Genomic DNA, 14,372 nt, shown 5'->3' with positions numbered 1-14,372 from the left:
TCTGAGTTCCAGGTTACATGGTCACCGATCTTAAATTTCTGTTTCAAGACTGTAGTTTTTTAATTAAGAAATGCAACAATCAATTTACCCACTTACTGCTAACTGTATTCTCTTTTGTAATTCTGGAACCACTTCTTCCATAAACCATGGATTTATCTTCACCCAGTTTTGATTTCGGGAAGAAGGATGCGGCAATGGAAAATAGGTTGGCAAATATTCACGATAACTTTTCACCGATTCTGTAAGGCTTCCTTTATAAGCTTTTTTTAAGTAATATCGTTGCGCATATTGTCCTATTAATAAAATAAGCGGGTTGCTTTTAAAATTTTTTAAAATCTGTGGATGCCATAAAGGGGCGCATTCAGGCCTTGGTGGCAGATCGCCTGAGATTGCTTTGCCGGGATAACAAAAGGCCATTGGCAAAATAGAAAAGCATGAAGGATTATAAAATATTTCATCGCTTACATTCATCCATGACTTTAACTTTTTACCACTCGGATCATTCCACGGAATTCCGGTTTCGTGTACACGCCTCCCGGGAGCCTGGCTTATAATAACAATTTTCGAGTATGCATTTAATTGGATGACAGGCCTTGGACCTAACGGTAAATGTTCTTTACAAACTTCACATCGCTGTATTTTATTTAAAAGTGTATTCATGGTAAAAAATCAAAACACATTTATTTCATTCCGCTTGTTTTTCATAATTCAATTTATTATTTATAATTCTTGCCGGCGCTGTATAAGGATGTTCTTGTCCTTTTGATATGCCCATTATATGCATTACTTTCCAACCGCACAGCTTTAAATAATCAGAAACCATAGATCGGTGACAACGCCACCACACAGCTTCAGAGCACATATAAGCTGTTCTTTTTTTCGATGCAATTTGTTCAAGTTGTTTTATGCCATCTTTAAAAGAAGTTGTTTCCATATAATCCGCATAACTTCTAAAAACAATGTGCCTCCAGGCTATATTTTTTGAATCCGGATTTGCTTTTCTTCTTCCTCCAAGGTCTTTTATATGGATATATTGAATGTGGTTTTGAGGCAACGAAATTTCCAGCGCTTCTTTATTGAATTGAGGAAACTTTCGCGAGCCGGGAAAACTCCTGATGTCTGCAATCAATTCAATGTTGAATGAATGCAGCATCGTAACAAACTCTTCTAAAGAACGGGTAGAATGTCCGATTGTCCATATCGTTTTATTTTCTTCTTTCAATTTTTGCAATTCAAAATTGTACCTCTTTAATTATAGCTTTTCAAATGAACGATAACAGGAACCTCACCCCAATGCGGTGGAACTTCTTTACTAGTCAGCAAGGACATTGAAGAAGAGTTCCCGCCTAAATAATTTACCGCATGTTGATACACTACTTTTTTTATTTTATAAAATCGAATAGCATAAGAGCACATAATACAAGGCTCGTGTGTTGAATAGATAACACAACCTGACAGATCGTTCGTTTTTAAATTTTTTACCGCAAGCCTGATGGCTTCTAATTCCGCCTGGCAAGTAATATCATTTTTATTTTTTGAACCTTCGAATGCCCCGGCGATAATCTCATCGCCTCTGGTAATGACAGAGCCTATAGGCGTATCTCTTTTTGCTGCAGCCTCTTTCCCAATACTTCACAGCGCTTAATGTAATGAACATCATTTTCCATATTTAAAACTTCTGGTCAAATCAATTTATATTCTTCATTTTTTTGATACTTTAAATCTTTTGATCTTCAAACATTTTCTTTCGTTATCTCTAAGTTGAGTTTTATAAAAATTATGCGGGAGGATTGGGAATTAATGGTCTCACAGTAATCTCATCTACCAAAAAATTATCGGGTGTTTCTAAAATATGAATGAGTAGTTGTGCAATGTCTTTTGGCTGCAGCATATTTTTGTGTGTTTGTATTCCAGAATCTTCAAAAAAAGCTGTATCAATGCTACCGGGGTTTACGCAAGTAACTTTTATTTTATAAGAACGAAGCTCTTTGAACAAGGCTTCGCTAAAGCCCTGCAGACCATATTTTGTGGCAGAATAAGCAGCGCTTTCAGCTCTCGTTGTTTTTCCAAGTATTGAACCAATGTTGATGATATGAGAAGTGTTTGTATTCTTCTTCATGAAAGGTACAATGGAGGATGTAATGTAGAAAGCTCCGTTTAAATTAGTATTGATCATTTCATGCCATCGTTCAAGCGAAAGCTCATCAATCTTTGTAAAATAACCTGCTCCTGCATTGTTGATAAGCATATCAGGAATATGGGAATCGGAAAAAGTATCTTGTACCCATGATGAAATATCTTTCTGCTTAGTAATATCTATACTGACGGCAATAAAGGTTTCTCTCAATCTATTTTCAAAAGCATGGAATTTGTCTGCATTGCGGGCGAGTCCGTAAACAGTGGCTCCTTTAGTTAATAATGCATGAGCCAATGAAGCTCCCAATCCGCTACTGGCTCCGGTTATCACCGCTATCTTTCCTTCAATATCCATTTATACACATTTAAAATTTCCAATCATTTTATTGCGGTATATAGCTTCCCGGAACAGTTCGAAATCCAATTGCCAAACGATTCCATCCGTTTATTATATTTTGTAGTTAATTATTTTTTTATTTGATAAGGATCTTTGGACATGGTTATAAAATTTTAATTTTATTTCGGGTGAATTTATTCTCAAACCCACTTTAAAATTCTTCGATCACAATCTTATTTTTGTCAGCGCCTAAATGCAAAAGAATCTCTTTAATGCTTTCTATCATTGCATCCGGGCCGCAGATATAGAAATATTGAGATGGATCTTTTATTTTTTCCGTGAGATAACCTTCGTCTATTTTTCGATTATCATACTTCTCTGTTTTCTCGTTAGTAATTGTATTGATAAAATTTTTGCCAAGCATTTTTTCAAACTCGTCTTTAAGAATAATATCCTTTGTTGTTTTGTTGGAGAAAATCAATTTATTATTTCCAAGCTTTTCATCTTTTTGCAATTGTCTGAAAATGGCGATGAAAGGCGTAACGCCAGCGCCGCCTGCAATAAAAGTGCCTTCAGCTTTGTAGTTAATGGCTCCAAATACATCATGCAAAATCAATTCATCACCGGCATGAAGTTTTCCTAATTGGTTCGTTACTCCATTGCGACTACCATAAATTTTAATGGTGAATTCCAGTGTGTCCCATTCATTAAGGCTTGTAAACGTAAAAGGCCTGCGCTCTTCTTTCCAATCGGGAAGATTGATGACGATATCGGTAGCTTGCCCGGGTTTAAATTTATAAGAGTCCGGCTTCGTTAAGGTGAATCGTTTTACATCGTGTGTTACATATTCAGTTTTGAGGATTTTTACAATGTGCTCTTCTTTAGGATATTCATCCATATCTTAATTTTATTTACTGTTTATAAAATAATATAATAGTTCGTGCATAATTTATATTTAATCGCTTTGGTTGAAGCTATAACTATTTTTCTTCTGCGGGTTTTGCAGGAATAATAAACAAAGGCATGGCATGATGGAGAACATTTTCGGCTACGCTTCCCAGTAATATCTTGTCAAGTCCTTCACGGCTGTGGGTTCCCATTACTATTATATCTGCCTTTATTTCTTTTGCCGTTTGCAGAATATTTTCTGCATAATCTCCTTCTTTTATTATCGTTTCAATTTTTTCATCACCTAAATTGCATTTCAGATTATCGAGGTAATCTTCCGCTGTTTTTTTTAATTCTTCAACCGCGTCTGTTTGAACCATTTCTAAGGTACTAAAACTATCATATCCCAATATTGGCGAATAATTGAGAGAAGAATAGTAAGTAGCATCAGATGTTACATGCATCAAAATAGTTTGCGCATGTAAAGCTTCTGCTAATTCGTAACCGGTTTCGGCAATTTTTTGAGCGGCAGTATTGGCATTATTTCATTTCTTCCGGAACATGAAGTACGGCGTCCAGGGCTGGCTTCGGTTGCCGGCTTCTATCCCAGAGTAATGGGTAACCGGTACGATTGGGAACAGGATAATCATTTTTCCAACTCATTCCGTCATGTACTCCCCATAAAGTTACCCTTGCAATTTTATCTTTTCTAATATAAAAAATTTTGAATAATTCTTTGTACCTGTTAGTCAATAATCGTTGAACACTGTCGGGTAATCCGTTGCGATAAGGATCTAAGAAGTTTTTAAATTCTTCCAATTGAAATTGTTTGTCACTCATTCCCTGGCCGATGATCTGGCCTTCTTTTGTTAAGGGTAACACATCTACATCCAGCTCAGTGATCATTACTTTAACGCCGCATGCTGCGAAGGCATCAATGGCTGCCTCTATATATGCTGTTTTAGGATAATCAAGTCCCCAGTGGCCCTGCATGCCGACACCATCAATACGAATACCTTCTTGATGTAACATTTTTACCAGGCGTACAATGCCATCCCTTTTTTCCGGGCGCCACGCATTAAAATCGTTGTAATATAATTCCGTATTGGGAGCAAATTCACTGGCGAACTTAAATGCATATTTTACAAGTGTATCACCATTGCCAAATGCATTTACCCATGACGTGTGCCGATAACTGCCGTCATTATCTATCACTTCGTTCACTACGTCCCATGCATTTACTTTACCCGCATATCTGCCGGCTACCGCTTTGATATGATTTCGCAATCGTTCAATTTGTTCTTCTTTTGAATTAGGCTTTCCTTCTGCATTTATAAAGAACCAGGCAGGCACCTGGTTGTGCCAGACTAATGTGTGCCCAATGATAAACATATTGTGCGCCTGTCCAAAAGCTACAAATGCATCGGCCGGGCCAAAGTTGAAAACGCCGGGTTGAGGATTTATTAAAGCAGCCTTCATCGAATTTTCGAGTGTTATACAATTGAATTGTTTAAGCACTATATCCTGAGATGCCTTATCCGCTCCAGAAACGATGGCATCATTAACCGAAACGCCCATCAGAAATGCTTTACTGTATACGTTTTTTAAGGTTGTAGCGCTTCCAGGCGAGGTGGACATCTTTTTAGTATCGCGGCAACTTTGCAGGCAAAGAAAGAAAAATAATACTGTGTATATTATTGGATTTGCTTTCATAATATTTTATGCAACCACATTTACCAGTTCGCCTATTTTATCGATCGTAATTAAAATTTCATCGCCTCTCTTTAGTGTAAAATCATTTCCGGGTACAATGCCGGTACCGGTCATGATCATGCACCCAAAGGGGAATGAACATTCGCGAAAAATAAAAGAAGTTAACTCTTCCGGGGTACGTTTCATTTGGTTGATAGCAATACTATCTTTAAAAGCAATTTCACCGTTTCTGCTGATGGTTAAAGTAATAGTTGTAGCCGCTTCGATTGGCTTTTCCGTAAGCAATATACAAGGGCCAAGGGCGGCACATCCATCATATGTTTTTGCCTGCGGCAGATATAAAGGATTTTCTCCTTCAATACTACGGCTGCTCATATCATTGCCAATAGTATAGCCTATTATTTTTCCCGAACTGGTTACCACCAGTGTTAATTCTGGTTCCGGCACATCCCAGGTGCTGTCTTTTCTTATTCTTACAAAACCTCTGTTGCCAACTATACGGTGTGGCGTGCTTTTAAAAAAACATTCAGGTCTTTCTGCTTCGTACACACGGCCGTAGAAGTCTCCACCACCGGCGTCTTTACTTTCTTCCTGTCTTCCAATTTTGCTTCGCAAATAAGTTACTCCACAAGCCCATAATTCCTGGTTATTACCAATAACCGGGAGTAATTCCTCAACCAGTGAACCGTTACCTGCAATTGCATCTTTAATAAATGCTGTTGCAGATTGAAAAGCGTTATCGTCGTTGATCAGGTTTTCCCAGTTGGCCTTAACTGCGTAAAATTTTTCATTTGATTCGATTACCGTTCCATTACCGGTGTTGTACAATTTCATTTTTATCTTCTTTTTAATTTGTAGCGCTTATCATCATAAAAAGTCACTTCATATCAGCGTTTAACCTTACTTGTTAGTTCAGCGGCGCAATAATCTTTCCTGTATTTGCAAGCAAAATAAGATTTTAAAATTCTAATGTATTTAATGTCTTCCAAATTAGTGAGAATCCCTGGTTACCTCACTACCCGAATTTCCCTTTAGAAAATCAAGATCAGCACCTTTATCGGAACCCATCACATGTTTTATGTACAAACTGACATATCCTCTCTCTGCTACAGGTTTAGGAGCTGTCCATTTTTTTCTTCTTAATGCTAATTCTTCATCTGTTACGTGTAAATGTAATTTTCTTTGTGAAACATCCAGTTCGATCATGTCTCCATTTTGCACCAGGGCCAAATTACCGCCGATAGCTGATTCCGGCGATACATGCAATACGGCGGTGCCATAAGCGGTACCACTCATTCGCCCATCGCTTATGCGAATCATATCTTTAACGCCTTGCTGTAATATTTTTTTGGGTAAAGCCATGTTGCCAACCTCCGGCATACCAGGATAACCAACCGGCCCAACATATTTTAAAACCATTACGCACGTTTCATCGATATCCAGATCTGGATCATCAACCAGGGCATTATAATCTTCTATACTTTCAAATACAACTGCACGACCTTTGTGTTTTAACAGAGCCGGTGTGGCTGCAGAGGGTTTTATTACGGCACCATTTAAAGCGAGATTGCCTTTTACCACCACACAGCCAGCCTCCGGGATCAATGGCTTTTCCAAAGTGGCAATTACATCATCGTTGTAGCATTCAGTATTGCCTTTGATATTGTCATGATGATTTTTGCCGGTAACCGTTATTATATTCTTGTGTAAAAGATCTTTTAGTTCATTTAAGATTACCGGTAAGCCACCGGCATAATAGAAATCCTCCATCAGGTATTTACCTGAAGGCATCAGGTTTAGTAACAATGGAATTTTACTGCCAATTCTATCAAAGTCATCAAGGTTTATGTCGACACCAATTCTACCGGCAATAGCTATCAAATGAATTATAAAATTAGAAGAACCTCCAACCGCTGCATTTACCATGATGGCATTTTCAAACGCTTCCCGAGTCAAAATTTTATCAATGGTTAAATTTTCCTTCACCATTTCCACTATTCGCCTTCCACTCAATTGCGCCATCTGCTTTTTTCTGCTATCGGCCGCAGGAATTGCTGATGCGCCACTAAGGGTTAAGCCCAACGTTTCAACCATTACAGCCATAGAACTTGCAGTGCCCATCGTCATACAATGCCCTATACTCCGGCTCATGCAACTTTCGGCTATCGCACACTCTTCTTGGGTCATCTTCCCCGTCTTCATATCTTCATCAAATTTCCATACATGGGTGCCACTGCCAATAGTTTGGCCCTTATATCTACCATTAAGCATTGGGCCTCCGGGCACTACAATTGTGGGTAAGCCCACACTGGAAGCACCCATTACCGTTGATGGAGTAGTTTTATCGCAGCCGGTTAACAACACTACTCCATCGATAGGATTTCCCCGAATGCTTTCTTCTGCATCCATACTGGCGAGGTTCCGGAAAAGCATTGCTGTTGGCTTAAGTAAAGTCTCACCCAGGCTCATTATAGGAAATTCCAAGGGAAAACCACCGGCCTCCAAAACGCCACGTTTCACCATTTCAGCATGTTCCCGGAAATGGGCGTTACAAGGCGTGAGTTCACTAAATGTGTTGCATATACCAATTACGGGTCTCCCATCAAACATATCGAGAGGCATGCCTTCGTTTTTCATCCAACTCCGATAGAGGATCCCGTCTTTATTTTTTTTACCAAACCAGTTATGGCTTCTGAAATTATCACTCATGTATAATGAATTTGAATAAATTTATTCGTTACCCGCTTTATTGTTACTTTGGTTCGTGATCCATTTCCGCGGTGCACTTCTTGCATACGCGAGAACCCAGGTTGAAAGGATGTAACATGCTCAACCATTTCAATTATATATTACCTGCTAAGCCGCATATATCCGGGTCTCAACTGACCATATTTGCCAGCCAGACTTCGTGCTATTTTAGTTCGTTACAGGCACTTCTTTTTTCATCTTCGTTACCTACAACTAATGATGGCTGACTCCCCTCAATATTAAGGCACCCCTGCTAATATTTTGTCATAAACTTGCCTGTTCTGCTCATTTTGAAAATGTAATAACTGATAGCAACTATTGCTTGTTCAGCGACGAGTCTAATCCAATGTGATGTTGACTTATAAGGAACATAACCGACAATTTTGCCTGTCAAAGAATTAAAATGATAAAAAGCTTTCACTCCTAAGGCCGGCGATTCGGCGCCTATAGTATTTTCCGCTGATTTCATGAAAGATGATTACGTCTTTTAGATTACTGAATACTTTTTAAAAAGACCCAATGTAGAAACAAAAGGTCGATTTGCCGTATGAGAGGCTTAAACGTAATTGCGTTTCAAAATTTGATCGCAGACACGAATAACCTTTTAATCAGAGTTATATTGTAGCACTACATCACCATTCACTCTAACAAAATGAGATTTGCGATTGGCAACTGCAAAATCATAAAAGAACTATTAACCCGGCATTATCAATTTTTTTTGAACTTATTTATCCCACCAAATTCTTGTGCTTAATTTATCAGGCCCTTGTAAAGCAATTGCCGCATTTACATTATTTGTATTTACGGATAATTCAGAAGTTGGGTAAGTAAGCCTCCTGATAAAAGTTCCGGTAGGTACGTCCGGGTTGTTAGGTTGCCCATATGGGTTAGGCGTTAACGCAGGAAAACCACTCCTTCTGAAATTAGCAAAAGCTTCAGGACCATTTAAAAATGACGCAATCCAATATTGGGTGTTGATTTGTTCCAGCTCAGTCCCTGCAACGAGCGGATTTGCAGCTACGTAAGTATCTCTGTCGCCGGCAGCTATGGCACAGCCTGGATCATAAGTAGCCATTTGGTCCATGTGGGCTTTTATTCCATTAGAAAAATATTGGTCAGCAGTACCTGTAGTTATCCAGCCCCTGAAAGCAGCCTCAGCCAACAACAAATTTGTTTGGGCGGCAGTAACAAAGAATACAGGAGCGGAACTTTTTACGATCCTTCTCCTATCTGCCTGGCTGTAATCATAAAAGCTTGCCAACCCATCAACGGTTGCTTGGGCAACAATACTACCGTTGTCAAATCCCATTGGCATTCCAATTTGCTGAGCAGGGCTTGTAGAACCCACACCGACTGTTTGTCCATTGCCAGAAGTGGCGCCTACATAACGAATAGCAATAGCCGACAACCTTGGATCATTTGTATTTTTAAGCTGATCAACAAAAGGCTTGGTCAGGTAAAAATTGGCAGCCTCACTACCATTGAGCGTACCGCCAATAGGCTGTGTATAGTTACCATCATGTCTCATGTAAGCGTTATCAGCATTGGAAGTTATTACACCTGCCGCGAAGGCAGCCTGAACGGTGGCCTGGGCTTTGGCAGCATCAATTTTAACAAGCCTCATGCCCGCTCTCAATAACAATGAATTGGCAAATTTTTTCCATTTAGCAATGTCTCCTGCGTATAGCACATCTTGCGTTTCGATTACCCCTGTAGTGCTTAATGCTGCTGATGCCTCTGTCAACTGCTGAATGATGTCCGGGTAAATATCCTTCTGCTGATCATATGAAGGAAAAAATACCTGGTCGGTATAACCAGCACCTCCTTGTGAATAGGGGATGTCACCGTATTCGTCAGTAAGAATCATGAATGCATAAGACTGGAATATGCGGGCCATATTATAGAGGTTACTTCTTGCAGCGTTATCTTTTGTTTTCACAATTACATCATGTGTATTTTTAATGACATTTTCATAATAACCTATCCATATAGGGGAAGTGGTACTTTCCCTGCTATCCTGGTTAAAATTGGCGCCGGCCAGTACGCCACCGTTTGGGGTAACCATCTGCTGAACGATCCCTATATCAAAAACCAGTGATTTTACAGGAAATGAGGTATTGATAACTGCATTGTTTAAAAGAAGCACAGGATCAATTGCGGTAGGGTCAGTAGTATTTTTATTTAGTCGTTCCAATCCCTTATCGCAGGAAGCGGCGAATAATATTAAAACCGCCAGTAAACTATAGTTACATATTTTTTTCATAATTAGTCGTATTAGAATTTAATATTTAAGTTCAAACCCAACCCTCTTGTTGTGGGAATGCTAGGAGACTCCAGCCCGATCATATTATCAGAACCGTACCCGGAGGATTCAGGGTCAATGTTGTCAATCCATTTCTTAATAATAAGAACATTATTAGCAACCAAATCGAGCTTAACGCCCTTAACCGGCCATCGCGACGGAATAAATTTTGTAAAATCGTATCCTACCGTTATTTGCCGGAGTTTCCAATAACCTCCGTTATAGATAACAGCCTCAACAAGAGCTTGTGATCTAAGGTGCTCCCAGTAAGTTTGATTTTTTGCTACGGCTGTGTTGACGTTTCCATTAGGATCCACGCCATCTCCTGTCACCCCGCTTTCTCTTCCTTGCAATGTCATTTTATGAAGCCCTTCGCGGATAGCGTTGAAGTTAGTACCTGATAAAACTTTGTTGCCTAATTTATAATCTATGAACACGGACAAACTGATTCCTTTGTAACTAAATGAATTAAGAAAGCCTCCGGTCCATTTAGGCAAGGCACTTCCAAACAAAACTAGGTCGGGTGTACGCAATGGTATTCCGTTTGACTGAAAAATTCTTCGCCCTTTTGCATCCCGGGCATATCCATATCCGGCAATTTGCCCAATCTCTTTTCCAACAACATCTCTCACTTCACCATTAAAAGGATGGCTTCCTATAGTAATCCTTTCGCCGGGTGTACTGGTAAGAATGCTGAGCACCCTTGTTTTGTTGAATGAAGTATTAGCAGTAAAATCCCATGTAAAAGTTTTTGTTCTTACCGGTATTACATCCAGCAAAACTTCAAAACCTAAATTGCGGCTTTTACCACTGTTGATACTTGTGTTTACAAACCCTGAAGCATCTGATATTTGCACCGGAACAATCTGGTCAGTAGTTATTTTTCTGTATGCAGCCACATCAAGACTCACCCTGCTGTCAAACATTTTTAATTCAAGTCCTACTTCTGTTTCAGCAGTTCTGCTAGGCCTTAAATTGGCATTGGGCACTGTAGCGCCGCTTCCTCCTACCGGAACCGCCGTTCCTGCCGGATTATTAATCAAATTAGAATTAATAGTATAGAATAACTGGTTAGAATAAGGAGCAACGTCGCCATCACTACCTACTTCCGCGTATCCCATTCTAATCTTTCCAAAAGTCAACCAGGGTAAGCTGTTCTTAAATGTTTCTGAAAAAACATATGCGCCGGAAACTGAAGGATATAATATGCTTCTGTTAGCCGCGGACAATGTAGAGAACCAATCGTTTCGAACAGTTCCATTCAGATACAACGTGCGGTTCCAAGATACTTCACCAGAACTATATAAAGAGTTTACACCTTTCTGAGAAAGATTATAAATAGGATTTTTTGCCCTGCCATTCTGAACAGTATAAAGATCCCTGATAACAAAATCAGTTACCTGCACATTGTTTACATCAGTACGCCTGCGCATTTGATTGCCCCCACCGGTGAGAGAGACAGCAAAATTTCCAAATTCTTTGGTAGCATTAACCAGGAAATCAAGGTTAGTTTCTCTGAAACGGCGTGACTCCTGCGTGTAGACGCCGTTTACAAAACCAGCAGGTGCTGAACCCCTTGAGGCCTGGCCGGTAGGAAAATTATTTACATCTTCATCACGTGACCAGTAATCCTGGCCAAAGCGACCCTGGACAAAAAGCCAGGGAAGGATATTATATTTTGTTGAAATGTTTCCAAAAATTCTGTCTCTTCTTATATTATGGAACTGTTGCGATAATTCCCAAAATGGATTGGTTCTGTTTTTGAATCTTGAATAAACATATTCATCTTCAGTGCCGGGGTTGAATTTATTCGCTTCTAACACACTTAATGGCATCGAATTGGCTAATGCCATCAAAGCAGTTGGGATGGTATTGTCCTGGTTGGATATGTTTGGAGGATTTTTATTTACCTCATTTGTGTAATTAACATTACCTGCGAAACTAAATTTATCAGATAAATTATAACTAAACCCAAGATTCATGCCCTTACGGTTAAAGCTGTTATTGGGTACAATTCCCAGGTTATCTGTATTATTTAATGAAAGATGCATACCTCCCTTGTCACCACTACTTTCCATTGTAACAGTATTTGCAAAGTTTTGGCCATGGCGGTAAAATTCTTTAATCCGGCTACCCTGGGGTACATAAGGAATGCCGGGGGTATTAAATAATGTCTGGGTCATACCGGGTTGAAATTTTTCACCAAAAGACCATTCGCCAGAGGTTGGATTTGGGGTAGTAGGACGAACCCCGTTTTCTCCCTGGCCATATACTTTTTGATAATCGGTAAAATCCAAAGGTGTTTCGTCGGTGTAATTTCCATTATACGTTACGCCCAGGCCCTTACCTTTTCCTCTTGTTTTAGTGGTGATCATGATAACTCCGTCTTTAGCCCGTGAGCCGTAAAGTGCAGAAGCGGGAGCTCCTTTCAGAATACTCATGCTTTCAATATCATCCGGGTTAATACTTGATAAGCCGTCTCCACCATCTGAAAAAACGCCGCCACCTGCAACACCAATTGTATTATCGTTGAAATTGGTATTGTCAACCGGTACTCCATTAATTACGATCAATGGGTTGTTTTGCCCTGAAATGGAAGATTGGCCCCGGATGCGAATCTTTGAAGTTCCTCCCGGGCCGGTTCCTAACGAAGTAATGTTTACCCCGGCAACTTTACCCTGCAAGGCATTCATAACATTTGGAGTTCGGTTTACAGAAAGTTCATCCGGATTAACATTGGTTGTAGAATAACCTAACCCTCGTGCCTGTTTGGTAATACCTAAGGCAGTAACTACAATTTCGCCAAGATTCTTAGCTGTGCCGGATATCCGGATATTGATAGAATTCCGGTTGCCCACTGTTTCTTCCTGTGTTTCTGACCCAACGTAGCTGAACACGAGAACATCGGTTTTTGCTGCATTAATTTTGAATCTCCCCGACTGATCAGTTACCGTTGCCCTGTTGGTATTTTTAATCTGAACGGTAACCCCGGAAACGGGCTGGTTGTTTTCATCTAAAACTCTTCCGGTAACTGTTGTTTGAGCTTTTGCGGCAATAGAAAAAGCAAAAAGCAGGAGAGAAAAAAGAAACCTCGTTAAGCCCGGTACATAAGCCGGTTGTAGTTTTTTCTTCATAAAGCAATTCGTTTAAGTAAATGAATAATTAGGGGATTTTGTATTCCCCCTGGGTTTAGAAAACCAATGCTAAATTAGAAATACGTTGAAGCAAAAACTTCCAATAAAAAACTTCGTTGGATTTTATAAATTCTCTTAAGATAAATTCCCTTTCTTTATAGAGTAATTATATTATTAACGATTGCAGAAAAGGACTTACGAGATACCTGGTCTTAATTACTATGAATCAATTTCTCCTTCACCAAAAGAAAGCCTTGGAGTTACGCCTGTTTCCGCATATAACGGAAATAGGCGTCATCAAGAATTCGGCTATTCGACTGAATGGTTTTCGCCGGATGGTGGATGAAGGACTAAAAATATATTATATACAGGATGGCAAATTTGAATGGACAATTAATAAACAATCTTTTGTATTATATCCCGGCGATGCAGCACTAATACTACCGGCAACGGAGTTTGGAAACGAAAATAATGTATTAGAAATTGGCTGTTTTTCCTGGATCCATTTGGATGTAAAACGGAACGAAAAGGAATTTCTTTTAACGGGTTGCTGGAGCAGTCTATCAGATAGAGAAGCCCATACCGTTAGTAAGATCTTGCAAATGAACAAGTCACCAGTGCTTCAGAAATTTACCGAAGCAGGTCACATTTTCAAATCTATTCAGGCTGAATTATTCAACAAGGAAGTGGGTTACCAGGCACGCATAAATCATTTACTGGATGAAATTTTGATCCAGATGGCAAGACGTTTCTCCAGGATATCCAATCCGGGACGAGATTTTCCTACAGCATTTATGAAACTGGAACACGAGCTGAGGAGGGATCTTTCACATCAATGGACGGTAGAAGAAATGGCGGCACTGGTAGGACTGGGTACTACATTATTTAATGACAAAGTGAAAAGTTATTCGGGTTTTTCACCGGTAAGTTATCTTATCAATATCCGGATTGCAGAAGCAATTAAGTTATTGAAAAATCCAGCCATCAGCCTCACCGATATTGCATTGGATACCGGGTTTTATTCTTCTCAGCATTTCTCGACCACTTTTAAAAAACTAACTGGCTATACGCCAAGTCAATTTAGAAAAAATCATTTACGAACGAAATAATTATT

12 protein-coding genes and 1 pseudogene are annotated in these 14,372 nt (G+C 39.5%); 1 reads left to right on the top strand and 12 read right to left on the bottom strand.

Going from position 1 to position 14,372, the window contains the following annotated elements:
• Window positions 1-84: 84 nt before the first annotated feature.
• The 12 genes and pseudogenes from ACO1O5_RS19855 to ACO1O5_RS19800 all read right to left on the bottom strand — a co-directional run bounded on the left by ACO1O5_RS19855 (window position 85) and on the right by ACO1O5_RS19800 (window position 13,258).
• The gene (locus tag ACO1O5_RS19855; protein ID WP_486273370.1) at window positions 85-660 is read right to left on the bottom strand and encodes a uracil-DNA glycosylase family protein; all 576 of its coding nucleotides are present in this window, start codon (window positions 658-660) and stop codon (window positions 85-87) included.
• A 25-nt stretch (window positions 661-685) separates the two neighbouring features.
• A complete protein-coding gene (locus ACO1O5_RS19850; protein WP_486273368.1) occupies window positions 686-1,222 on the bottom strand; it encodes a DUF488 domain-containing protein in 537 nt (178 codons plus the stop codon).
• Window positions 1,223-1,248: 26 nt separating this feature from the next.
• Window positions 1,249-1,629, bottom strand: a complete 381-nt coding sequence (locus ACO1O5_RS19845) for a nucleoside deaminase (RefSeq protein WP_486273371.1) — start codon at window positions 1,627-1,629, stop codon at window positions 1,249-1,251.
• A gap of 148 nt (window positions 1,630-1,777) precedes the next feature.
• Window positions 1,778-2,491 (bottom strand): SDR family oxidoreductase, encoded by a 714-nt coding sequence (locus ACO1O5_RS19840; protein WP_486273366.1) that lies wholly within the window; start codon window positions 2,489-2,491, stop codon window positions 1,778-1,780.
• Window positions 2,492-2,684: 193 nt separating this feature from the next.
• Complete coding sequence (locus ACO1O5_RS19835) at window positions 2,685-3,371, bottom strand: FAD-binding oxidoreductase (protein ID WP_486273364.1); 687 nt, start codon at window positions 3,369-3,371, stop codon at window positions 2,685-2,687.
• 82 nt (window positions 3,372-3,453) lie between these two features.
• Window positions 3,454-3,882 (bottom strand): annotated as a pseudogene (locus ACO1O5_RS19830) (universal stress protein); the annotation flags it as partial.
• 19 nt (window positions 3,883-3,901) lie between these two features.
• The gene (locus tag ACO1O5_RS19825; protein ID WP_486273363.1) at window positions 3,902-5,074 is read right to left on the bottom strand and encodes an endo-1,4-beta-xylanase; all 1,173 of its coding nucleotides are present in this window, start codon (window positions 5,072-5,074) and stop codon (window positions 3,902-3,904) included.
• A gap of 6 nt (window positions 5,075-5,080) precedes the next feature.
• Window positions 5,081-5,908 (bottom strand): fumarylacetoacetate hydrolase family protein, encoded by an 828-nt coding sequence (locus ACO1O5_RS19820; protein ID WP_486273361.1) that lies wholly within the window; start codon window positions 5,906-5,908, stop codon window positions 5,081-5,083.
• Between the two features lie 156 nt (window positions 5,909-6,064).
• The gene (locus tag ACO1O5_RS19815; RefSeq protein WP_486273360.1) at window positions 6,065-7,783 is read right to left on the bottom strand and encodes an IlvD/Edd family dehydratase; all 1,719 of its coding nucleotides are present in this window, start codon (window positions 7,781-7,783) and stop codon (window positions 6,065-6,067) included.
• Between the two features lie 292 nt (window positions 7,784-8,075).
• Window positions 8,076-8,291 carry a hypothetical protein gene (locus tag ACO1O5_RS19810; RefSeq protein ID WP_486273358.1) on the bottom strand — a complete coding sequence of 72 codons (216 nt, stop codon included), beginning with the start codon at window positions 8,289-8,291 and terminating at the stop codon, window positions 8,076-8,078.
• A 255-nt stretch (window positions 8,292-8,546) separates the two neighbouring features.
• A complete protein-coding gene (locus tag ACO1O5_RS19805; RefSeq protein WP_486273356.1) occupies window positions 8,547-10,085 on the bottom strand; it encodes a SusD/RagB family nutrient-binding outer membrane lipoprotein in 1,539 nt (512 codons plus the stop codon).
• An 11-nt stretch (window positions 10,086-10,096) separates the two neighbouring features.
• Complete coding sequence (locus ACO1O5_RS19800; protein ID WP_486273355.1) at window positions 10,097-13,258, bottom strand: SusC/RagA family TonB-linked outer membrane protein; 3,162 nt, start codon at window positions 13,256-13,258, stop codon at window positions 10,097-10,099.
• A 221-nt stretch (window positions 13,259-13,479) separates the two neighbouring features.
• Here ACO1O5_RS19800 and ACO1O5_RS19795 point away from each other — a divergent pair, with 221 nt between their 5' ends.
• A complete protein-coding gene (locus tag ACO1O5_RS19795; protein WP_486273353.1) occupies window positions 13,480-14,367 on the top strand; it encodes a helix-turn-helix transcriptional regulator in 888 nt (295 codons plus the stop codon).
• Window positions 14,368-14,372: the final 5 nt, after the last annotated feature.

The organism is Ginsengibacter sp. (assembly GCF_057362405.1).
The sequence above is the reverse complement of the archived record's forward strand: the minus strand, read 5'-3'. Positions and strand labels throughout refer to the sequence as shown.